This window comes from Alcanivorax xiamenensis (assembly GCF_009846745.1).
GTDB classification, from domain to species: domain Bacteria; phylum Pseudomonadota; class Gammaproteobacteria; order Pseudomonadales; family Alcanivoracaceae; genus Alloalcanivorax; species Alloalcanivorax xiamenensis.
The window spans coordinates 255,054-277,593 of record NZ_AQPF01000003.1 but is presented as its reverse complement, the minus strand read 5'-3'; the positions used below and the strand labels follow the sequence as shown (position 1 = coordinate 277,593).

Genomic DNA, 22,540 nt, shown 5'->3' with positions numbered 1-22,540 from the left:
CCGACCTTCAGCCGAGCATGTTGGCGGGCAGCCAGGTGACAATGACCGGAAAGAAGAAAATCAGCAAGGTGGTGACCGCTTCCATGATCATGAACCAGCCGGCGCCGCGGAACACGTCCACCAGCGGGGTGTCGCGGTCGATGCCGGCGGTGACATAGACGTTCAGGCCCACCGGCGGGGTGATCAGGCCGATCTCGCACATTTTCACCGCCAGAATACCGAACCAGAGCGGATCGAAACCGAGTGACTGCACCGTGGGGAACAGAATCGGCAGTGTGATTACCAGCATCGAGAACGCGTCCAGGAACATGCCCAGCGGCAGATAGATCAACAGCAGTAAACCGATGATCAGCAGCGGCGGCAGATCCACGGTGGTGACGGCCTCGACGATGTATTGCGGCGCGCCCACCAGGGTGAGGAAGTAGCTGAAGATGCCGGCGCCTAGCATGGTCATGAGGATCATCACCGTGGTGCTGATCGAGGAGCGGAAGCTGTCCTTCAGGTTGCCGCCGAGGTTGGCGCGGGCCTGGCGTGAGCACAGCAGCATCACGAAGGCGGCGAAAGCACCGATCGCGCCGGCTTCGGTGGGGGTGACGAAGCCCAGATAAATGCCGCCGAGCACGACCACGAACAGCACGATCACCTGCCAGGCATCGCCCAGGGAGGCAAAGCGTTCCCCCCAGCCATAGTGGGGCTGGGTCTGGTGGCAATCGGGCATGATTTTTTTGCTGACCACCACGATACCGGCGATGAACACCAGAGTGGACAGTAACCCGGGCAACACCCCTGCCACCAGCATGGCGCCGGCGGAAACTTCGGTGAGCGCGGCGTAGAAGATCAACAACACGCTCGGTGGAATCAGCACGCCCAGCACACCGCCAGCCGCCACCGCGCCGGTGCTCAGCCGACGATCGTAACCGGCCTGTTTCATTTCCGGGATGGCGACGGCGCCGACGGTGGCGGCGGTGGCCACGCTGGAGCCGGAGGTGGCGGCGAACCCGGCGCTGGTGAGGACGCTGGCGATGGCCAGGCCGCCGGGCAATTGCCCGACCCATTTACGCGCCACACTGAATAGCCTTTGCCCGACACCGGCTTTTTGCGCGAAGTTCCCCATCAGAATAAACAGCGGGATTACGGTCAGCAGATAGACCGCGGTCTGGGTGTAGGAGAAAGCCTTGAGGCGGTTCAGCGCGAAGTCCAGATCTTCCACCATCACCACACCGGCCACGCCGGCCAGGGCCAGGGAGGCGAAGACGGGAACACCAGTGGCCAATAGTACGAAGACCAGGCCAATGGCCAGCAGGGTAGCGGTCATTTCATCCATAACGGGTCTCTTGTTGGCCTGTCAGTCGGTGGGCTGGTCTGATGCAGCAGGGTGGTCCCGGCCTAGCAGGGCGAGAACGGAATACAGCAGCATTTGCGCGGTGGCGAACCAGAGGCCCACGGCCAGGGCGATCTTCGCCCACCAGATCGGGAACTCGATATAGCCCCAGCGGAACTCCTTGATCTGGAACGAATGAAGGGCGTCCAGGGTCGAGGGCCAGGTAAGCAGGGCCAGTGCCAGTGCGGCGGCGGCCCAGGAAAAGGCATTCATGGCCCGGGCCACTGGCGGTGGCGCCAGTTTCACCAGGGCGTCCACGCGGATATGAGCGTGTTCCATCTGGGTCCAGCCCAGACCGAGGAATACGATCAGCACCAGGGCGATCTCCGAAAGCTCGAAGATGCCGGTGATCGGCCGGTCGATCAGGGAGCGCACGGTGGCATCCAGAGTGATGGCCACCATCAGAAAGGCGAGTGAAACCAGTGCCACACCGCCAAACACATTGGCCAGGGCCCGGAATGGCCGTTCAAGGAAGGTCATGATTACCTCATTATTGTTGTCATCCGATGCGCCGGTTGGGGCGGAGCTACAGCTCCGCCGCCAGTTCAATCGGCCGCTTCAGGGTGCCATTGGCGTCGTGTTTGGCGATCGCGGTATCCACCAGCGCCTGCATCTTGGCGCCGTCGATGTTGGCTGGTTTGGCTACCCGTTCGATCCAGCCCTCCACCTGGGCCGGTTGGATCAACCCCTTGGCTTCGGCTTTCTCGGCATCGCTGAGCGAGGAAAATTGGGCACCTTCCTTGAGCGCGGTTTTCATATACTCCCGGGAAGTGGCACCGTAGATTTCGGTGTACTTGCCAGCATAAATCTCTTCCACCAGCTCGTTGCAGATACCCTGCACCTTCTCCGGCAGCTCGTTCCAGGTGCTCATGCTCATGATGGTGGCGGCGGGCGCGTGGGGGCCGTCGCCAAGGTCGGTGAAATAAGGCGCGATCTCATGCAGCTTGTAAGCAATGGAGGTCATGAAATCGAAACCGTAGACGCCGTCCAGAACACCCCGTTCCAGCGCGGTGTAAACTTCCGGCGCCGCCATCGGCACGGCGGTGCCGCCCAGGCGTTCGATCACTTCCGTGGCCACACCGTAGCCGCGAATCCGTTTGCCCTTGATGTCCTCCAGGGAACGGATTGGTTCCCGGGTCACCAGGGGGGCGTAATACCAGTTGGTCCAGTACATCACCTTGGACCGGTGCCGTTGCTCCCATTCCTGACGCAGCGGCTCGAACTGCTGGTACAGGTCGCGGCACACCAGCTGTAGAGCATCGGCGCGCTGCATGCGGAAGTACCAGTCCAGTCCCCGGGTCACCGGCAGTTCCGCCTGGTAGTAGCCGGGGGAAATCAGCGACATTTCGGACGTGGCGTCGCGGACCGCCGCCAGATGCTCGCCAACCTTGTTCAGCGATTGGGCCCAGAAACGGCGAATTTTTACCGCGTCGCCGGCCCGTTTTTCCAGTTCGTCGAGGAACCAGCCGTCCAGGCGCGAGGGGCCGGCGGTTTCAGAAATGTAGGTGTCGAACTTGATGCGGGTGGCGGACGCGGACCACACCGGTACCGACAAACCGCTCAGCATGCCGGCGCCGGCCAGGGCGGCGCTGCCTTTGAGGAAATCCCTTCTTTTTATTGTCATCACGTGTCTCCTGTTGTTATCAGTGTTGTCTTATGGGCAGGTGTCATGGTTTTCGCGACGCGCAAAAGCGCGTCGATGTTCATTGCGCCGTCCAGCCGCCGTCCACCGGAATCGCCGTGCCCGTGAGGTTGTGAGCCACCGGGGCACTCAACCACAGTGCGAGTTCAGCGATTTCCTCGGGGGCGGACATGCGCCCGGAAGGCTGTTTCTCAGCCAGCATCTTCCTGATGCCGGCCGCCCTGTCGCCACCCTGTTCGGCGGCGCTGGCGTCGATCTGTGGGTCAAGGATGGCGGTTTCCGTCCACCCCGGGCAGAGGCAGTTGACAGTGATTCCGCCGGAGGCTTTGTCGCCTTTGTCGGCGTATTCCAGAGCGGCGACTTTACTCAGCCCGACCAGTCCGAACTTGGAGGCGACGTAGGGGGACTTGTGTACCGAAGCCACCAGCCCGTGGACCGAGGCGATGTTGATGACGCGTCCGTAGCCGCGGCTGGCCATGGTCGGCAACGCCAATCGCATGGTATGGAAGGCTCCCGAGAGATTGATGGCGAGAACCGTGTCCCAGATCGCCGCCGTCGCCTCCGCCAGCGGGACGGTATGCTGGACGCCGGCATTGTTGACCAGAATGTCAGCGCCGCCCCATTCGGAAACGGCATCCATCATTGCCTCGATCGCTTGGGGCTCGCGCATGTCCGCTGCAAAAAAACGGGCCTCCGGCGCCCCGGTGGCTTGAACCTCCGCGCAGGCCGTCGCCGCTTGAGCGGGATCAGCTAGTCCATGGACGGCGATGCGGGCGCCGGCCCGTCCAAGCGCCTTGGCAATGGCAAGGCCGATACCCTGGACGGAACCGGTGACCAGTGCGGTTTTGCCGTCAAGAAACCGTTCCATCGCTCAATACCTCTAATTGTTTTCTCAGCTCGGTCTTCAAAATTTTTCCGTAGCTGTTTTTCGGAAGATCGTCGCGGAAATAGTATTTCTTCGGCTTCTTGAACGAGGCCATGCGCTCGCTGAACCACAGGTTCAGCTCCTCTGCCTTGATGTTGTCGTCAGCGACCACGAAGGCCACCACGATTTCGCCCCATTCCGGGTCCCGTTCACCGATCACCGACACCTCGGTGATGGCCGGGTGCTGCGCCAGCACCTCTTCCACCTCGCGCGGGTAGATGTTGGTGCCGCCGGAGATGATGACGTCCTTGCTGCGATCGGTGAGGGTCAGAAATCCCTGCTCATCGAGGAAGCCGATATCCCCGGTGCGCAGCCAGCCGTCCACCAGGGTGTCGCGGCTGGCATCGTCGTTACGCCAGTAACCCGCCATGACGGTCAGGCCGCGTACCACCACTTCACCGCTTTCTCCCGGGGGGAGGGGGCGCATTTGAGCATCGACCACCCGTACGTCGACGCAGGATTGCGCGCGCCCCACGGAGGCCAGGTGGCGTTCCCAGTCGGGGGCTTCATGGTCGGCGATGCGTCGCCGGTCCAGGGCGGTGATGGTCATCGGGCTTTCGCCCTGGCCGTAGATCTGGATGAAGCGCGGTCCAAGTACGGAAAGGGCCTCGCGAATGTCCGCGGTGTACATCGGCGCGCCGCCGTAGACCACGCTTTTCAAGCCTTCTCCGTGCTCGCCCTGGCGGCGCGCTTCCGCCACCATCCGTTTGACCATGGTCGGCGCCGCGAACAGCGACACCCGGTCGAGCCGCCGGGCCAGATCGAGCACCTCGGCGGCGTCGAATCCCCGCGACACTGGCAGAACGTGGCGGGCGCCGGCGCGAACAAAGATAAAGTTATACAGGCCGGCGCCGTGGGACATGGGCGCGGCGTAGAGCAGGGCGTCGTCCCCGGTTACCGGCTCCACATCCACTGGGTAGCACAACGCCATGGCGACCAGATTGCCGTGGGAGAGCATGACGCCTTTGGAGCGGCCGGTGGTGCCGGAGGTGTAGAACAGCCAGGCCAGGTCTTCGGCGCGGCGGGGATGCGGGGGCTGCGTGCGCGCGGTTGGTGTGCCGCTGGCAACCAGATCACCGGCGGCCAGCTCGACACCGCTCTCCAGCGACGGGTTCTGAAAAGTGCGGCCGTCATCGGTAATGACCAGCTTGCTTTCCGCGTTGCCGGCGATCCAGGCCGCTTCCGCGGCGTGCAGTTTGGCGTTCACCGGCACCACCACGGCGCCGGTCCACCAGATGCCGTACATCAGCGGCAGGTAGTCCACGCCGTTTTTCATGAACAGCGCCACCCGGTCGCCGGGGACCACGCCGTGGCGCTCCCGCAGCAGGCCGCCGATGGTGGCGGCGTGGTCGGCGAAGGCGCGGTAGTCCGCCACCTGTTCGGCGCCGTGGAACAGCGCCGGACGTTGCGGATGGCAGCGGGCCTGATCGTGCAGCCAGTTTGCGATATTCATCGGTGATCAGGTCCTCTTCGCCTGCAGCACCGAGGCGTAGTTGGCCACGGCGGCACCGCCCATGTTGAAAATCAGCCCCATCTCGGCATTGGCGCGGGCCCGCCCGACGGCCTGGCCGGTGAGTTGCCGGAACGCCAGGGCGTGCATGGAGACGCCAGTGGCGCCCACCGGATGTCCTTTGGCCTTGAGCCCCCCGGACAGATTGACCGGCAGGCGGCCGTCGGCGAACACGGTGCCGTCTTCCAGCGCTCGGGCACCCTGCCCGGCGGGGGCCAGCCCCATGGCTTCGTAAATCAGCAGCTCGGCGATGGTGAAACAGTCATGGACCTCGGCGAAATGCAGATCCTCCAGGGTCACCCCGGCTTGTTGGTAGGCCTGGGACAAGGCCCGGCGCGGGCCCTCGAAGGCGAGAAAATCACGGCTGTTCATCGGCAGCAGATCGTTCACTTGCACTGCTGAACGGATCGCCACCTGGCGGGGGAAGTCCCGGGCCCGCTCCGGCGAGGCAAGCACGATGGCGGCGGCGCCGTCGGTGATCAGCGAGCAGTCGGTGAGCCGCAGCGGGTCGGCGATCAGCGGATTTTGCTCCGAGACAGTATTGCATTCGTCGAAGCTGAGCGGACGGTGCATCTGCGCCAGCGGGTTTTCCATGGCGTTGCCGTGGTTCTTTTCGGCGATGCGGGCCATCGCCGCCAGCGGATCGCCGTAACGCTCCTGATAGGCGCGGGCGGCGATGCCGAACACCTGCGGAAAGCTGAGCCCGGCCTCGCGCGGATCGTTCTGATAGCCGGCGCCGCCCAGGGCGCGGGTAACATCGGCGGTGCTGTTGGCGGTCATTTTCTCCGCGCCCACCACCAGCACCATCTCGGCGGCGCCGGAACGGATCGCGTTGATGCCGGCGAACACCGCCGCGGCACCAGAGGCACAGGCGTTTTCGCAGCGGTTGGCCGGGGTGAAGCGCAGACCGGGATCCGCCTGCAATACCAGCGAGGAGGGGAAGCCGTCCGGGACCATGCCGGAGTTGAAATGGCCGAGGAAAATCTGATCGATGTCGCTGGCGTCCACACCGGCGTCGTCGAGCGCCTCGCGGCTGGCTTCGACGATCAGGTCTTCCAGGGTGGTGTCGTTGAGTCGGCCGAAGCGGGTGTGGCCGCTGGCGACAATGGCGACGGAGTGGTCCTGCTGAGTCATGAGGCACCTGCGTTGTTGTTGTTCGCGGGGTTCGCGGTACAGGCACTTGCCAGACCGCCGGTTCTATTTACAATGTGGTCCATTCCCGTCCCGTACCGCTATTCGTGCAACTACGTACGTGACTAAGAGCCTGTTCACGGCCCCAATGCCTGTGGGGGCTGACTGCGAGAGGTGTCGCGATGCACGATTCCGTCACCACCGAGGATCTGGAACGTCTGGCCTTTCGTGTTTCGCCGGCGCCCCAGGTGATCACCCGGCAGCGGGCCATGCTGGATTTCAACGAAGCGTTCAACGCGCTGTTCGGCTACTCCAGGGAGCAATTGCTGGGCCAGCTGATTCTGCGTTTGTACCCCTCCATGGCGGATTTCCAGGCCATCGGCGACCGCTGTCTGAGCTGGTTGCAGCGCAACCGTTCCTATTCCGATGAACGTTTCATGCAGCACCGTTCCGGCGAAGTTTTCTGGGCCCGCGCCAACGGCTACACCTTGACCCCCGAGTCGCCTTTCGAACTGATGGTGTGGCACTTCGAACGCATCGATAATCCGATCCAGGCGACGGTGAAGCTCACGCCCAGGGAACGGCAGATTTCCGCTTATATCGTCAACGGCCTCACCTGCAAGGAGATCGGCCGCAAGCTGGGGATTTCCCATCGCACGGTGGAAGTCCACCGTGGCCGTCTGATGAAGAAACTGGAAGCGAAGAACACCGCCGAACTGGTGTCGAAAATCATCGTTTTGAGGTGACCGTGGGTGTCGATCCTGAAACGGCTGGTTCGACCAGGTCAGGAAAACCCCTAGAGACCTTAAACAGGCGCTTGATCAAGGAGACAGCGATGCATTACGTGGACGGTTTCATACTGCCTTTGCCGCAAGAAAATCTGGAGGCTTACCTGGAGATGTCCCGCAAAGCCGGGGAAGTGTGGAAGGAATACGGTGCCATCGATTACGTGGAATGCGTGGCCGATGACGTACCGGACGGTGAAGTCACCTCCTTTCCCATGAGCGTCAAACTGGAGCCCGGGGAGGTGGTGGTGTTCTCCTGGATCACCTACGCCTCGCGGGAGGAACGGGATCGTATCAACGAGCAGGTGATGAAGGATCCGCGCATCGCCGGTATCGATCCGACCACCATGCCCTTCGACGGCAAACGGATGATATGGGGTGGGTTCCGGCCGGTATTGAGTCTCTAAAAGCGGGACTCGCCGGCCGGTCGCTCCCGCTCCACCGGTTTCAGCGTGGCGGCACAGAACAGGGAGTTCAGCCGTTTCATGTCGCCCAGCAGATCCAGGTGCAGGGAGCTGGTTTCCAGGCTCTGCACCACCTGATGGCGCAGCCGTTCCAGGTGGGCGTGGGCCAGTTGCCGCTGGCGCGTCTGAAACCGGCGTTTTTCCTCCAGCAGGCGGCCAATGCTGTCATCGTCATCGTTGAGAAAGACCGACAGGCCAAGACGCAGATTGGTTGTCAGGCGCTGATGCAATTCCAGCAGCTCCCGCAACCCGGCGCTGGAAAATGAACGGCGGCGCGCGGTCTTGCGGTCACGCACCTTGACCATCATCCGTTCGATCAGATCGCCTCCCTGTTCCAGGCTGATGCTCATCTCCAGCACCAGCCCCCAACGGCGCAGTTCGGACCGGGTCAGTTGTTCCCTGGGCAGCTTCGCCAGATAGAGTTTGATCGCGGTGTGCAGCGTATCCAACTGGTCGTCCAGTTGAGCGGGCGGAGCCTCGATTTTGGTGGTCTCGTGGCGCAGGCTGTTACCCAGGGCTTCCAGCATGGTTTCCACCAGGTCCCCCATGGCCAGCACCTCGCGGCTGGCGTTGGCCAGTGCCAGAGCAGGCTGATCAAGGGCTTGAGGGTCCAGATGGCGAGGCCCCTGGCGCGGCTCGGGCGTGGCCGGGTCCGGCAGCAATAGCCGGCACAGCCGGGCCATTGGCTGGGTCAAGGAAAGCATGATCAGGCAGCGGCTGCCGTTGTAGGCCAGATAGAAGCCGATCACCAGATCCTGGGGCGCGAAGGACAGGGTGGCCAGCCAGCGCGCGGTGGGATCCACGAAGGGCAGCATCAGGATCAGCCCGGTCAGCTTGAACAGCAGGCTGCCGAGTGCCACGCGGCGGCCGGCGGTGTGGTAAAAGCCGCTGTTAAGGAAAGCCAGCACGCCGCTGCCCACGGTGGCGCCCATCACCAGACACAGCGCCACCGGCAGCGACAAGACACCGGCCGCGCTCAGGGTGGCGGTGAGCAGGACCGCCGCCAGACTGGAGTAGGTCAACATGGCGAACAATGCGCCGACCACCGCGTCCAGCAGCAGATCACCGGTGAGGGACTCGAACAGAACGCGCACGCCGCGGGCTTCGGTAACCGGCGCCATGGCCTCGATGATCAGCGTCAGGGCCAGCAGCATCAGGCCCAGTCCCAGCGCCACCCGTGCCAGTTGCCCGGCCTTGCTTTGCTTGCGGGACAGGAACAGCGGAACGCCGATGATCAGTAGCAGCGGGGAAAGCCAGGACAGATCCAGGGTAAGCACGCGGGCCATCAGGGCGGTGCCCAGATCGGCGCCAAGCAGGATCGCCAGACCGGTGGCGAGAGGCATCAGGCCGTCGGCGACGAAGCCGCTGACCAGCAGCGCGGTGGCGTTGCTGCTTTGCACCAGCGCAGTAACCCCGGTACCGGCGGCAAAGGCCAGCAGCCGGCGATCCAGATAGTGACTCAGCCAATGGCGCAGACGGGCTCCGTAAACCCGCAGAACGCCGGTGCGCACGATATGCGTGCCCCACACCAGCAACGCCACGGCGGACATCAGATGCAGCAGCACCTGCATGGCGACCCTCCCGATAATGAACGGTCAGGATGGTTGTTTTCGTTATAGCACGGTTGCCATCGCGGCGCTTGACCTGCTGGCATCCCATAATTCGTTCACCGCAACACGCTGGACGTGTTTGCGCAGCCTTGTAGATATGAATTCGCGTTGTATTCGCTGGCAAGCCAGCTTCCCATAAAGGGAACTAAGGAACTGCTGTGGGAAGCTGGCTTGCCAGCGAATCGGCGTGCAGGCGTGCCAGCGGGCGGTTCCACAACCGTGGCACAGCTGGGGTGCTTGACGCTGACCGGCAAACTCGGGAGCCTTGAGCCCTGGTTTGGCCCAGCGGGTGGGGGCAACCGTAAAACATCATGAACGGCGGAAGGCCATGAACGAAACGTCATTGATCTACATTCACGGCTTCAACAGCTCGCCTCAATCTCATAAAGCGGGGCTGTTACGTCAGGTGTTCGAGGCCGCCGGCGCCGGGCATCGCCTGCATATTCCGACCCTGGAGCCGCAGCCCAAGCGGGCCATGGCCGCGCTGGAAACGGAAATCGCCGGTGCCGGTCCGGTGGCCCTGCTGGGGTCATCCCTCGGCGGTTTCTACGCCACCTGGCTGGCGGAGCACCACGATTTGCCCGCGGTACTGGTGAATCCGGCGGTTCGGCCCTGGGCACTACTGGACAAATACACAGGTATCAATCATAACTACCACACCAACCAGGCCTATGATTTCGATCCGGCCTGGCTCGATGAACTCAAGCGCTACGAGGTGCCGGAGGTCAGCAAGCCCGAGCGCATGCTGCTGCTGACGCAAACCGGGGATGAGTCCCTGGATTGGACCGACGGCTGGGAATACTATGCCGACTGCCACCGCTACTGCGGGCTGGGCGGCAGCCACGGGTTCGATGACTTCGATGCCTTTATTCCGTTAGTGTTGCGCTTTTGTGGAATAGAGTTAAAGCACGCCTGACGCTCGACGCCGAACGCTGGATGCCGAACACCAAACCCCGGGACCACCAAAGCATGCGTCTTGGCCGTAACGTGCAGGTTACCCCGCAATGGCTTCGGCCAAGGCATGTAAAAGCGTCCGGCGTCTGGCGTTTGGCCTCAGGCGTTTGTTTAGGAAATCTATGACCAACACCTATACCTCAGAGAATATCGAGGTCCTTTCGGGCCTGGAGCCGGTGCGCAAGCGCCCCGGCATGTACACCGACACCACCCGTCCCAATCACCTGATCCAGGAAGTGGTGGACAACTCCGTCGACGAAGCCCTGGCCGGGCACGCGCGCAGTATCCGCGTCACCTTGCTCAAGGACGGCGGAGTGGAAGTGGAGGACGACGGCCGCGGCATGCCGGTGGATCTGCATCCGGTGCAGAAGAAGCCCGGCGTTGAAGTGATCCTTTCCACGCTGCACGCCGGTGGCAAGTTCTCCAACAACAACTACCAGTTTTCCGGCGGTTTGCACGGCGTTGGGGTTTCGGTGGTGAACGCGTTGTCCCGCAAGTTGGAGGTCCTGGTCAAACGGGATGGCCAGCTGCACCACATCAGCTTCGCCGGCGGCGAGAAGACCAGCGACCTGGAAGTGGTCGATACCGTCGGTAAGCGCAATACCGGGACGCTGCTGCGGTTCTGGCCGGACGAGAGCTACTTCGATTCTCCCAAGGTCTCCGTGGCCCGCCTGCGTCACTTATTGCGCGCCAAGGCGGTGCTGTGCCCGGGGCTGGCGGTGACCCTGGAAAACCAAGCCACCGGCGAGACCGAGAACTGGCGGTTCAGTGACGGCTTGGTGGAGTATCTGCTGGAAGGGACCCGGGGTTGGGAACGGGTACCGGCGGAGCCCTTCGATGGCGCCATGAAAGGCGACACTGAAGCAGTGGACTGGGCGGTGCTGTGGCTGCCGGAAGGCGGCGAGCTGATCACCGAGTCCTACGTGAATCTGATCCCCACGCCCCAGGGCGGTACTCACGTGAACGGGTTGCGTTCCGGTTTGCTGGACGCGCTGCGCGAATTCTGTGAATTCCGCAATTTATTGCCCCGTGGCGTGAAACTGACCCCGGAGGACATCTGGGACCGGGCCTGCTACGTCCTCAGCGTCAAAATGCAGGACCCGCAGTTCGCCGGCCAGACCAAGGAGCGGCTCAGCTCCCGGCAAACCGCCAGTTTCGTCTCCGGGGTGGTCAAGGATGCGTTCTCGCTGTGGCTCAACCAGCACACCTCCGAGGCGGAGCAGTTGGCGGAGTTGTGCATCAGCAACGCCCAGAAGCGTCTGCGCGCGGCCAAAAAAGTCACCCGCAAGAAAGTCACCAGCGGGCCGGCGCTGCCTGGCAAACTGGCCGATTGCACCAGCGATGACCCGGCGCAAACCGAGATTTTCCTGGTGGAAGGGGATTCCGCTGGCGGTTCCGCCAAGCAGGCCCGCGACCGGGTTTACCAGGCGATCATGCCGTTGCGCGGCAAGATCCTGAACACCTGGGAAGTGGATCCGGCGGAAGTGCTGGGCAGCCAGGAGATTCACGATATCGCCGTGGCCCTGGGCATCGAGCCGGGCGCCGACGACCTGTCCGGTCTGCGTTACGGCAAGATCTGCATCCTCGCCGATGCCGATTCCGACGGCCTGCACATCGCCACCTTGCTGTGCGCGCTGTTCCTGCGTCATTTCCCGGCGCTGGTGCGCGAAGGGCACGTGTTCGTGGCGATGCCGCCGCTGTACCGCATCGACATCGGCAAGGACGTCTATTACGCCCTGGACAAAGAAGAGCGGGAAGGCGTGCTGGATCGCATCAAGGCCGAGAAAAAGCGCGGCAAGGTCAGCGTGACCCGCTTCAAGGGCCTCGGTGAGATGAATCCAATGCAACTGCGGGAAACCACCATGGCCCGGGATACCCGCCGCCTGGTGCGATTGACCATGACCAGCGACGACGACACCCATCAGCTCATGGACATGCTGCTCAGCAAGAAGCGCGCGTCCGACCGCAAGAGCTGGCTGGAAGAAAAGGGCAACCTGGCGGAAGTATAAAGACGCCTACACGCAACACGCTTCACGCTTGCACGCGAAAAGATATTTTTTGCATGTTGGGGAAGGCGGGTTGGCCTGGCGTTTTCTGGATTTTTAAGAATTGTAGATAGAGGTTGGTGCCTGGCAGCAATGGTTACAGATCGCGATATGCCCAAGCGTGTTGCGTGTTGCGTGTTAGCGTGCAAGCCCACGAGTGAAGCGAATCATTATGGCCGACGATTTCGAGAGTTTCTCCCTCCGGGACTACACCGAAAAAGCGTACCTGGATTATTCCATGTACGTGATTCTGGACCGGGCCTTGCCGCACATCGGCGATGGTCTGAAACCGGTGCAGCGCCGCATTGTCTATGCGATGAGCGAGCTGGGACTGAAGAACACCGCCAAGTACAAAAAGTCCGCCCGTACCGTGGGCGACGTGCTGGGTAAGTACCACCCCCATGGCGACAGCGCCTGTTACGAAGCCATGGTGTTGATGGCGCAGCCGTTCAGTTACCGCTATCCCCTGGTGGACGGGCAGGGCAACTGGGGCAGTCCGGATGACCCCAAATCGTTCGCCGCCATGCGTTACACCGAGTCGAAGCTGGCACCCTATGCCGAGACGCTGCTGGCGGAACTGGGCCAGGGCACGGTGGAATGGGTGCCCAATTTCGACGGCACCATGGACGAACCAAAACTGCTGCCGGCGCGTCTGCCCAATGTCTTGCTGAACGGCACCACCGGCATCGCCGTGGGCATGAGCACGGATATCCCGCCGCATAACCTGCGTGAAGTGGCCCAGGCCTGTATCCACCTGCTCAAGGACCCCGGCGCCTCGCTGGATGATCTGATGGAATACATCCAAGGGCCGGACTTCCCCACCGAAGGGGAAATCATCACCTCCCGCAACGACATCATCCGCATGTACTCGGAAGGCCGGGGAACGCTCAAGCAGCGCGCGGTTTACGACCGGGAAGAGGGGGATATCGTGGTCACCGCGCTGCCTTATCAGGTCTCCGGCGCCAAGGTGCTGGAACAGATCGCTGATCAGATGCAGAAGAAAAAACTGCCCATGGTCAGTGATTTGCGCGATGAGTCCGACCATGAAAACCCCACCCGCCTGGTGATCACGCCGCGCTCCAACCGGGTGGACGTGGAACAGCTGATGGCGCACCTGTTCGCCACCACCGATCTGGAGAAGAATTACCGGGTCAATCTGAACATGATCGGCATCGACGGGCGGCCGCAGGTGAAGAGCCTGGACGTGATTCTCAACGAGTGGCTGCAATTCCGCATGGTCACCGTGCGCCGCCGTCTGCAGCATCGACTCGACAAGGTACTCGATCGCCTGCACATCCTGGAAGGTTTGTTGATCGCCTTCCTTAATATTGATGAAGTGATCGAGATCATTCGTCGCGAGGACGCGCCCAAGCCAGTATTGATGGAGCGCTTCGGGCTTTCCGACAAACAGGCGGAAGCGATCCTGGAGTTGAAGCTGCGTCATTTGGCGAAGCTGGAAGAATTCAAGATCAAGGGCGAGCGAGACGACCTGTCCCAGGAGCGCGATAACCTGGAAGCGACCCTCGGTTCCATGGCCAAGATGAAGAAGCTGGTGGCCAAGGAGCTGGAAGAAGACATCGCCACCTATGGTGACGACCGCCGCTCCCCGCTGGTGGAGCGTGGCGAAGCCCGGGCCATGGACGAAGCGGATCTGCTGGGCTCGGACCCGGTCACCGTGGTGTTGTCCGAGAAAGGCTGGGTGCGTGCCGCCAAGGGCCACGATGTGGACGCGGAGGGGCTCAGCTATAAATCCGGTGACGGCTTCCTGGCCGCCGCCAAGGGCAAGTCCAACCAGCCGGTGTGTTTCCTCGACTCCACCGGCCGCAGCTACTCACTGCCGGCCCACACCCTGCCCAGCGCCCGCAGCCAGGGTGAGCCGCTGTCCGGGCGGGTTAATCCGCCTTCCGGTGCCCAGTTCGTGGCGGCGGTCATGGGTAAGGAGAAAGACGCGTTCCTGATGAGTACCGACGCCGGTTACGGTTTCGTGGTGCGTTACGGGGATCTGCTGGCCAACAAGAAAGCCGGCAAGACGGTGCTGACCGTGCCCAAAGGGGCCAGGGTGATGACGCCGAAGCCGATGCCGGCAGTCGAGCAGGCGCTGATCGCGGTGGTGTCCAACGAAGGCCGGCTGTTGGTGTTCCCGGCGGCGGATCTGCCGGAGATGGCGCGTGGCAAGGGCAACAAGATGGTCTCCATTCCGTCCGCGCGGGTGGCGGACCGGGTGGAGTTCGTGCAGGACATCCAGGTGCTTGGCCCCGAGGATGCGCTGGTGGTGCGTGCCGGCAAGCGTCATCTGAAACTCAAACCCTCGGATCTGGAGCACTACATGGGAGAGCGGGGACGGCGTGGCGCCAAGCTGCCACGCGGTTTCCAGAATGTGGACGCCATGGATGTGGAGTCCCGCGACTGAGCCAGGGGGGCGCCCGGATCGCCGCTTTTGGTTATGATCCGGGCGTTAAGTGAAAAGGAGTTGCCGCGTCATGCGTGCCATGTTGACCGGTGTTACCACCGCACTGTTGTTGCTGCTGAACACGCTGATTCTGATCGGGCCGATGATGGTGATCGCCCTGCTCAAGCTGATTCTGCCGGGCAAGGCCCTGCGTAACCGCTGTTCCCGCGGTGTCATGTGGGTCGCGGAGACCTGGGCGGCCATCTGCAAGGGGATCTTCAACGTAATGACGCCGACCCGCTGGGAGGTGCGCGGCGCCGAGGGGCTGCGCCGGGACACCTCCTATCTGGTGGTCAGCAATCATCAATCCTGGGTGGATATTCCGGCGTTGGTTCAGGTGCTCAACGGCCGGGTGCCGTACTTCAAGTTCTTCCTCAAGAAAGAGCTGATCTGGGTGCCGTTCCTCGGTCTGGCGTTCTGGGCGCTGGATTACCCCTTCATGAAACGCTACACCAAGAGCTATCTGAAAAAGCACCCGGAATTGCTCGGCAAGGATCTGGAGATCACCAAGGCTGCCTGCGAAAAGTTCAAGGACATGCCGGTGACCGTGGTCAACTACCTGGAAGGTACCCGCCGCACGCCGGAGAAGCAGGCCCGGCAGAATTCCCCGTTCAAGCATCTGCTCAAGCCCAAGGCCGGCGGTGTTGCCTTTGTACTGGCGGCGTTGGGAGACAGCCTGGACGCCTTGCTGGACGTCACCATCGTTTACCCGGACGACACGCCGCCGGGATTCTGGGCCTTGATCAGCGGCCAGGTTGAGCGGGTGATCGTGGACCTGCGCATGCGTGAGCTGGATCCGGCCCTGTGGCGGGGGGACTACGAGAACGACCCCAAATTCCGGACCGTGATCCAGCGCTGGGTCAACGACTTGTGGCGGGAGAAAGACGCGCTGATCGATGCACTGGCGGAGCAGAATCGCAGCGTTGGCGCCGAAACCCGGGAGCTGTCCTGAGAAAAGCGGCGTTACTGCGCTCCGTGGACCGGTGCCGTCTCACCATTCGCTGCTAAAGCAGCTTCCCACTGCGACTCTTTAGCCACTGTGGGAAGCTGGCTTGCCAGCAAATACGGCGTGTTGCGTGTAAGCGTGTCTCCCCAACCGTGGGACAGCACTGACCCTAAAAACGCAGTGTCGCCGCCAGATAAGGCCCGCCGATCTCCAGGTCGGTATCCACGCCGCTGATGTCATCCAGTTCCACTTCCAATCGGCTGTAGCCGGCTTCCACACCAAGCAGGAAGTCGGACTGCCAGCCCACCCGGGCGGTATAGTCGCGCATGTCACTGCCATCGTAGGTAATCGCGTTGACCTCCCCGCCCACATACAAACCAGTGAGTGGCAGATTGACGCGGGCCGCCAGGTAGCCCATGGGGAAGGTCTTGTTGGCGCTTTCCGAAGCGCTGCGGCCAAGGCCGCTCACTTTAAAGTCGGCTTCCATGCGGCGTACCGTCACCCCGAGATCCAGCTTCACCACGTTATTCAGCGGGCTCCAGTAAAGGGTGCCGTCGAGCAGCTCCAGATCCAGGTCGCCGCTGACCTCCTCGCCAGCCAGAAAGTCCTGGCCGTTGAAGGAGATGCCACGGCCCAGGGTATGGCTGCCGCCCTCGGAGAATTCCATATGCCGGATGCGCGCATTGGGGATCAGGGGAATGGCGTGCTCCACGCCCACGAACAGCACGTTCTCGCGGCTGTCATCCAGCCCCAGATCGTGTTCCACATCAATGTTGCCGCCGCCGGAGGCGATGTCACCGCTGATTTCCGCGTCCCAGGTGTAGGCGCCGAAATAAGCGTCCACCAGCGGGGCGGCCTGAGCCAGGGGCGTCGCGCCCAGTACCAGGGCGCCAAGCATCAATCGTTTCATAATCAGGGTATCCTTGTTGCATGTGAGGGCTGCGTTTGAGGCGCAGTATTGCATCGCCTTCGCCGCGGACCAACCCCGGAAAAGCCGCCGCGCCGATGGCCCCGGGCGCCCTTCACGGCTATCCTAGTGGGTTCGGACAGACCGGGAACAGAACCATGGCCAATTCCCTGCAACAGCAGTTAATGAAAGCCGGGCTGGCGGATAAGAAGGCCGCCCGCCGGGCCAAGCAGCAAAAACGTGAGGACGCCAACCGTGCCCGGCGCGATGGGGGTGATGAAGACGCCGCGGAGCGTGCCCGCCGCCAGCGCCAGGAGCAGGCCGAACGGGACCGCCAATTGGAGGTTCAGCGCCAGGCCGAGCGCGAGGAAAAGGAAAAACGGGCACAGTTACGGCAACTGATCGAAACCCACCGTCTGCCCCGCGAGCAGGGCGAAGTGGGGTTCCGGTTCGTGCAGGAACGCAAGGTGAAAACCGCCTATGTAACCGCTGCCCAGCAAGCCCAGCTGGCCAATGGCCGGCTGGCCCTGGTGGCGCTGGGTGAAGGCTATGAGCTGGTGCCCGCCGAGGTGGTGGACAAGATCCGGGAACGGGATGAGGGCGTCGTCCTGGTGTGCAATGCCCCGTCCACGAAGAAGCAGGACGAGGACGATCCCTATGCCGGCTACGAGGTGCCCGACGATCTGATGTGGTAGATCCCGGGCATCGGCGAGGCGGCCAGGGCAAGGCCGCCTGAAACGCGGTTTATTACACTGCTTAATAAAATGGACTATAACAACGAGAAGCCGAGATGGGATTTCCCAATGTGCTTTATGTCTGGGACGACCGCTTTTTATACCTGACCGAGGGGATTGCTTCCGGTTATACCCAGCGTCATACCGTTACCTTGCTGCTGTCATTGAATGACCAGCCCTTCACGCTGTGTGAATCGGACGGCGCCGCGCAGCCCTATCATGCTGCTTTGGTGGGCAAACAGGTGACCCGGTCGCTGGATGCCGGCTCGGTGCCCTTGCTGTCGCTGAATTTCGACCCGCAGAGTTATGAATATCATGCGCTTTCCGCCTTCCTGGGGGAGGAAGGGGTCAAGGCGGTGACCCTGGATGACGAGGCCTTGCCATCGGACTGGGTGCGTCGCTGTACCTGTGAGGCTTTCGAGGACGCGGCGTTTTTCCGGCTCACCACGCAGTTGCCACGCGCCATCATCGGATACCAACCGATTCGTATGCCCATCGACATGCGCGTCATGCACATCGCCCAGAAGATCAAAAAGGAATTGCCGCTGACCAGTACGGTGGCGGAGCTGGGGGAAGAAGTCGGGTTGTCCCAGGACCGGCTGACCCATCTGTTTTCCGAATCTCTTGGTATTTCCATAAAAAGCTATTTGTTATGGGCGAGGATGCGCCGGGCGGTGGAGTGCATTGCCCGTGGCGACACCCTGGTCAGCGTGGCCCATGATGTGGGCTTCTCCGATTCGGCTCACCTTACCCGAACATTGAAGGCGTTTTTTGGGCTGACGCCGTCGTTTCTGGCGCGGGGCATGCGCCTGCATATGAAATAGCCGCTGCGTTCAAGCCTACCTGCCGGTACGTCCCTAGACTCCGTTATTCAATAACGCTGTCTTAATAACAAGAATGGGAGTGCTGTAATGCCTTTTCCTGACCTTTATCGTCGCTACAGGGGCAGTTTGTCTGCCGCTTGCGTGTTATCCGTCGCGGTCGCCTTGAGCGGCTGTGGCAGTGATTCCTCTTCCAATCGGTCCTCGATTTCCTACAACGCCACCATCGAGCGCACCACCCAGGGTATCCCTCATATCAGTGCTGACGACTATCGTGGCCTTGGGTATGGCCACGGCTATGCCATTGCCGAGGATAACCTGTGTGTACTGGCGGACGCCTATGTGACTTTCCGTGGGGAACGGTCACGGTATTTCGGCGCGGATGACCCGGCGGCGGTCACGGGGACGTTCGGGACGCCGTCGAATCTGGAAGCGGATTTCTTCTTCCGTTTTGTCGTCAATGACCAGCAGGTCGAGGATTTCATGGCGGAGCAACCGCGGGAAATGCGCGATCTGTCCGATGGCTTCGCGGTGGGTTATAACCGCTATCTGAATGAAATCAAGGCGGGCCAGCATGCCGGTCGCCATGCTGATTGCCGTGACGCGGAATGGCTTGACGAAATCGATGAGAAGGCGGTGTTCCGCCGTCTGGTGGCACTGAATCTGGCGGCCAGTTCCGCCAACTGGGTCGAGGAAATCGTTGCGGCGGCGCCCCCTTCAGCGCCGGAGCAGCAGCGTCTGCGCGGTAATTTCAGTGACGGTGACGGCGAGATCGATTTGGATCCGGAGCGGTTCCAACTGGGGCGTGAATTCGGTATTGGTAGCAACACTTATGCCTTTGGCGGCGATTACACCGAGGATGGCCGGTCGCTGAATTTCGCCAATCCACACTGGTATCTTGAAGGCGTGGATCGCTTTTATCAGATGCACATGACCTTGCCGGGCAAACTCGATGTGGCCGGGGTGTCCATCATGGGCGCGCCCATGGTGCTGTTGGGCTTCAACAACAATGTGTCCTGGTCGCATACGGTGTCCACCGCGCGGCGGTTCACGCTTTATCGTCTCGCCTTGAAGGACGCCGACCCGACCACCTACATCAAGGATGGCGTGGAGCAGCCGCTGCAAGAGGAAACCATCACCGTTCAGGTGCTGCAGGAGGACGGTTCTCTGGCGCCGGTGTCCCGCACGCTGTATCGTTCCGAGTACGGTCCGATGATCAACCTGTCGTCGCTGCATCCGGCGCTGGCCTGGAGTACCAGCCAGGCGTTCACGCTGCGTGACGTGAACCTGGAGAACACTCGCTCGTTCAAGAACTTCTTCGCCTTCGGCCATGCCGGCTCGCTGGATGAGTTCGTCGCCGCCATCAAACAGTACGTCGGTATCCCCTGGGTGAATACCTCCGCTATCGGCCGTGACAACAGCAACGCACTGTATTCCGACGTCACCGCGGTTCCCAACGTCCCTGACAGCATGTTGGCGGGTTGCCTGGTGCCCACCCTGGGGCCGGTCATCATGCAGGCGGTACCAGGGCTGCCGCTGCTGGATGGCAGCCGTTCCGAATGCGACTGGAAAACCGATGGGGATTCCGCCGCGCCGGGGACCTTCGGTCCGGCCAATCTGCCGATGCTGCTGACCACGGATTACATCGCCAACATGAACGACAGCTACTGGCTGAGCAGCCCGGACCAGCCGCTGACCGGCTATGCCGGCATCATCGGCCAGGAAGACTATGAGCAAAGCCTGCGTACCCGTATGGGGCATATTCTGGTCGAGGATCCGGCACTCGGAAATGGCGGGCTTGGCACCGGTAATGCCAGCAGTGAAACCATCCGGGATCTGGTATTGAACAGTCGTAACCTGAGCGCCGAACTGTTGAAAGCGGATGTATTGCCGTTGGTTTGCCCGGGTGATACCGCCGATGAAGCTGAAGCCTGTACCGTACTGACTAACTGGGATAACACCGGCAACCTGGATGCGGCTGGTGCTCATATCTGGAGCGCGTTCTGGCTCAAGATCCGCAACCAGGATGAACTTTACGCCAATCCGTTCAACGCGGAAGATCCGATACACACACCGAATGGTCTGAATACCGGTAACGCGGATGTGGTTGCCGCCGTGGAAGCCGCTTTCTCCGAGGCCGTGCAGGAAGTGGTGGACTCCGGCGTGGCTCTGAACGCCAAGGTCCGTGACTGGCAGAAGTACGCCAAGACTGGCACCGACATTCCACAGTTCGGCGGTGAAGGCTATGAAGGCTACTTCACGGTGCTGCGCAACACCTACATGCACGTGGTGGACTTCCCGGAAGGCGAACCGGTGCGGGCTTACACCATGCTCACTCACGCGGTGACCACGGACCCGGCCAGCCCCTATTACAGCGAGGCCACCGAGGATTATTCCGAGAAAACATGGCTTGAGTTCCCGTTCACCGAGGAACAGATCAAGCAACAGAGCATCTCCATCACCGAATTGAGCCAGTAAAACGCGACGGCGCGGACGGATCGACCGTCCGCGCCTCGCTGCCTTTCACCAATCCTCCTGTAACCACGGTTCCAGCGCCGCCCGTATCGCCTGGCGGCCAGGCTCGTCCAGCGCCATCATTGGCGGCCGGCATTCCTCCGTGCACAACTCCAGCAAGGAACAGGCGTATTTCACGCCGGCCGGATTGGGGGCGAGGCTCAATGCCTGAATCAACGGAGTCAGTGCTTGTTGCAAGCGGGTCGCGGTGGCGAAGTCGTTGTCGCGGCAGGCGTCCTGCAATTGCCGGCTTGCGCGGGGCAGGATATTGGCGATAACGCTGATCACGCCCTGTCCCCCCATGGCGTTATAGGCCGCCGAAGTGCAGTCATCGCCGGAAAGCCAGATGAAGTCGTCGCCAATGAGGGCACGTTCCTGCGCCGGCCGGGCCAGGTCGCGGCAGGCATCCTTGACGCCGATCACCCGTTCCAGGACAGCCAGGCGTGCCATGGTTTCCGGTTGAATATCGACGATGGTGCGGGGAGGAATGTTGTAAATCAGGAGGGGGAGGTCGCTGTTGTCATGCAGGTATCGGAAATGGTGGTACAGCCCCTCCTGATTGGGCCGGTTATAGAATCCGGTGGCGCAGAGTGCCGCATCCGCGCCGCACTCCCGGGCGATGTTCACCCACTGCAACGCGGCTATGGGATCGTAGGACGTGGCGCCGGCGATGACCGGTAGCCGGCCCGCCACATATCGGCACACTTCCTCCAGCAGCTGTCCGTATTCCTGCTTTGACAAAGTGGGCGCCTCACCGGTGGTGCCGGCGATCACCAGGCCTTCGGTGCCGCCAGTCAGATGCAGATCGAGACAGCGCCGCAAAGCGGGGACGTCGATCCGGTAATCCTGAAAGGGAGTGATCAGCGCGACCAGGGAACCTTCAAACATATCGGAAATTCCTTGTGTTAAGGATCGGGGGCGCTGGCAGGCAATAAAAAACCCGGTCGCGCCATCCGCGACCGGGTTTTGTTTAAGATCTGACGTCAGTGGTGATTCAGACTTCTTCCATGCGGCACCCGGCCCGGACATCGGAGGTCCGTTTCTTGGCTTGGCGTTTATTGGAGAAAGTCGGGTGCATCGGTGTGAGTCTGAATTGACACTGTCGAGGCCCGACTTTAGCAGTGGCCGGAACGATCGGTCAATCGGGATTGCCGGCGTCGCGCGCTTCCCGATGGGGGCTTTGATAGACTTGGTCAATAATTTCGGATGGTGACGGGGCCGATCGGGAACCGCGGCAGGAGGAATTCGGCTTGGATGTATTGAATGAGCTGTCTCAGGCTCTGGACGGCGTGTTGATCCGTCTGCGTCGGGAGCTGCGCGACGGGTTGCGCCGCGAGGGCATACGCTTGCCGCCACCGGCGGTGCAGGTGCTGTTGCTGCTGCAACGGCGCGGGGCGATGGGGATGCGCGATGTGGCGGCGTGCTCCGGCAGGGACAAGGGCCAGTTGACCCGGTTGGTGACCGCCTTGGTGGAAGAGGGGTTGGTGGAACGCCAGGTGAATGACCTGGACCGCCGCGCCGCCAGGGTCTCGCTGACCGCCAAGGGTTTGAGCACGGCATCTCTTTGCGCCCGCATCGAGCGGCGCGCGCTGCACCATCTCTGTGAGCCGTTGTCCGCTTCCGATCAGGCCTCCCTGACGCGGCTGCTGCGTCGCTGTCTGCAGGAAGATGAAGGCTGAAGGCCATGCCGGCGGGGCCAAACCGATGGGGATGGCTTGTTGA

The 22,540-nt window shown here is 62.0% G+C and carries 19 protein-coding genes; 10 read left to right on the top strand and 9 right to left on the bottom strand.

Features of this window, described 5'->3' with window-relative positions:
- Window positions 1–7 precede the first annotated feature (7 nt).
- The 6 genes from A6D6_RS04070 to A6D6_RS04045 all read right to left on the bottom strand — a co-directional run bounded on the left by A6D6_RS04070 (window position 8) and on the right by A6D6_RS04045 (window position 6,592).
- Window positions 8–1,324, bottom strand: a complete 1,317-nt coding sequence (locus tag A6D6_RS04070) for a TRAP transporter large permease (protein ID WP_055099848.1) — start codon at window positions 1,322–1,324, stop codon at window positions 8–10.
- 21 nt (window positions 1,325–1,345) lie between these two features.
- Window positions 1,346–1,861 (bottom strand): TRAP transporter small permease, encoded by a 516-nt coding sequence (locus tag A6D6_RS04065; RefSeq protein ID WP_133491657.1) that lies wholly within the window; start codon window positions 1,859–1,861, stop codon window positions 1,346–1,348.
- A gap of 46 nt (window positions 1,862–1,907) precedes the next feature.
- Window positions 1,908–3,005, bottom strand: coding sequence for a TRAP transporter substrate-binding protein DctP (gene dctP, locus A6D6_RS04060; protein ID WP_236563969.1), 1,098 nt, complete (start codon window positions 3,003–3,005; stop codon window positions 1,908–1,910).
- Window positions 3,006–3,084: 79 nt separating this feature from the next.
- Entirely contained in the window at window positions 3,085–3,891 is an 807-nt protein-coding gene (locus A6D6_RS04055; protein WP_133491658.1) for a 3-hydroxybutyrate dehydrogenase, read from the bottom strand.
- Window positions 3,875–5,401, bottom strand: a complete 1,527-nt coding sequence (locus tag A6D6_RS04050; RefSeq protein ID WP_159660008.1) for a class I adenylate-forming enzyme family protein — start codon at window positions 5,399–5,401, stop codon at window positions 3,875–3,877. Before A6D6_RS04050 ends, A6D6_RS04055 begins: the two co-directional genes overlap by 17 nt.
- 6 nt (window positions 5,402–5,407) lie before the next feature.
- Window positions 5,408–6,592: an acetyl-CoA acetyltransferase gene (locus A6D6_RS04045; RefSeq protein ID WP_133491660.1), complete on the bottom strand. Its 1,185-nt coding sequence runs from the start codon at window positions 6,590–6,592 to the stop codon at window positions 5,408–5,410.
- A gap of 179 nt (window positions 6,593–6,771) precedes the next feature.
- Between A6D6_RS04045 and A6D6_RS04040 the strand changes: the two genes are divergently transcribed.
- Both A6D6_RS04040 and A6D6_RS04035 read left to right on the top strand, forming a co-directional pair.
- The gene (locus tag A6D6_RS04040) at window positions 6,772–7,335 is read left to right on the top strand and encodes a LuxR C-terminal-related transcriptional regulator (protein WP_022993955.1); all 564 of its coding nucleotides are present in this window, start codon (window positions 6,772–6,774) and stop codon (window positions 7,333–7,335) included.
- A gap of 89 nt (window positions 7,336–7,424) precedes the next feature.
- Window positions 7,425–7,781 carry a DUF1428 domain-containing protein gene (locus A6D6_RS04035; protein ID WP_133491661.1) on the top strand — a complete coding sequence of 119 codons (357 nt, stop codon included), beginning with the start codon at window positions 7,425–7,427 and terminating at the stop codon, window positions 7,779–7,781.
- Here A6D6_RS04035 and A6D6_RS04030 read toward each other — a convergent pair.
- On the bottom strand, window positions 7,778–9,409 hold the full coding sequence (locus tag A6D6_RS04030) for a Na/Pi cotransporter family protein (RefSeq protein WP_159660007.1): 1,632 nt from the start codon (window positions 9,407–9,409) through the stop codon (window positions 7,778–7,780). The two genes, A6D6_RS04035 and A6D6_RS04030, sit on opposite strands and share 4 nt — an antisense overlap.
- A 367-nt stretch (window positions 9,410–9,776) precedes the next feature.
- On the opposite strand from A6D6_RS04030, the gene A6D6_RS04025 reads away from it, so the two are divergent.
- The 4 genes from A6D6_RS04025 to yihG all read left to right on the top strand — a co-directional run bounded on the left by A6D6_RS04025 (window position 9,777) and on the right by yihG (window position 15,848).
- A complete protein-coding gene (locus A6D6_RS04025) occupies window positions 9,777–10,364 on the top strand; it encodes a YqiA/YcfP family alpha/beta fold hydrolase (protein WP_159660006.1) in 588 nt (195 codons plus the stop codon).
- Between the two features lie 160 nt (window positions 10,365–10,524).
- Window positions 10,525–12,411 (top strand): DNA topoisomerase IV subunit B, encoded by a 1,887-nt coding sequence (parE, locus tag A6D6_RS04020; protein ID WP_133491664.1) that lies wholly within the window; start codon window positions 10,525–10,527, stop codon window positions 12,409–12,411.
- A 208-nt stretch (window positions 12,412–12,619) separates the two neighbouring features.
- Entirely contained in the window at window positions 12,620–14,857 is a 2,238-nt protein-coding gene (gene parC / locus A6D6_RS04015) for a DNA topoisomerase IV subunit A (RefSeq protein WP_159660005.1), read from the top strand.
- A 70-nt stretch (window positions 14,858–14,927) separates the two neighbouring features.
- A complete protein-coding gene (gene yihG, locus A6D6_RS04010; RefSeq protein WP_133491665.1) occupies window positions 14,928–15,848 on the top strand; it encodes a 1-acylglycerol-3-phosphate O-acyltransferase, YihG family in 921 nt (306 codons plus the stop codon).
- A gap of 163 nt (window positions 15,849–16,011) precedes the next feature.
- On the opposite strand, the gene A6D6_RS04005 is transcribed toward yihG, so the two are convergent.
- The gene (locus A6D6_RS04005; protein WP_159660004.1) at window positions 16,012–16,752 is read right to left on the bottom strand and encodes a TIGR04219 family outer membrane beta-barrel protein; all 741 of its coding nucleotides are present in this window, start codon (window positions 16,750–16,752) and stop codon (window positions 16,012–16,014) included.
- A gap of 155 nt (window positions 16,753–16,907) precedes the next feature.
- Here A6D6_RS04005 and A6D6_RS04000 point away from each other — a divergent pair, with 155 nt between their 5' ends.
- The 3 genes from A6D6_RS04000 (at window position 16,908) to A6D6_RS03990 (ending at window position 20,782) form a co-directional block, all read left to right on the top strand.
- The gene (locus A6D6_RS04000) at window positions 16,908–17,444 is read left to right on the top strand and encodes a DUF2058 domain-containing protein (RefSeq protein WP_133491667.1); all 537 of its coding nucleotides are present in this window, start codon (window positions 16,908–16,910) and stop codon (window positions 17,442–17,444) included.
- A 95-nt stretch (window positions 17,445–17,539) separates the two neighbouring features.
- Complete coding sequence (locus A6D6_RS03995) at window positions 17,540–18,307, top strand: helix-turn-helix transcriptional regulator (protein WP_159660003.1); 768 nt, start codon at window positions 17,540–17,542, stop codon at window positions 18,305–18,307.
- 87 nt (window positions 18,308–18,394) lie between these two features.
- Window positions 18,395–20,782 (top strand): penicillin acylase family protein, encoded by a 2,388-nt coding sequence (locus tag A6D6_RS03990; RefSeq protein WP_159660002.1) that lies wholly within the window; start codon window positions 18,395–18,397, stop codon window positions 20,780–20,782.
- Window positions 20,783–20,827: 45 nt separating this feature from the next.
- Here A6D6_RS03990 and dapA read toward each other — a convergent pair whose 3' ends face one another.
- On the bottom strand, window positions 20,828–21,706 hold the full coding sequence (dapA, locus tag A6D6_RS03985) for a 4-hydroxy-tetrahydrodipicolinate synthase (protein WP_133491670.1): 879 nt from the start codon (window positions 21,704–21,706) through the stop codon (window positions 20,828–20,830).
- 362 nt (window positions 21,707–22,068) lie between these two features.
- Here dapA and A6D6_RS03980 point away from each other — a divergent pair, with 362 nt between their 5' ends.
- Window positions 22,069–22,497 (top strand): MarR family winged helix-turn-helix transcriptional regulator, encoded by a 429-nt coding sequence (locus A6D6_RS03980; RefSeq protein ID WP_159660001.1) that lies wholly within the window; start codon window positions 22,069–22,071, stop codon window positions 22,495–22,497.
- Window positions 22,498–22,540 lie beyond the last annotated feature (43 nt).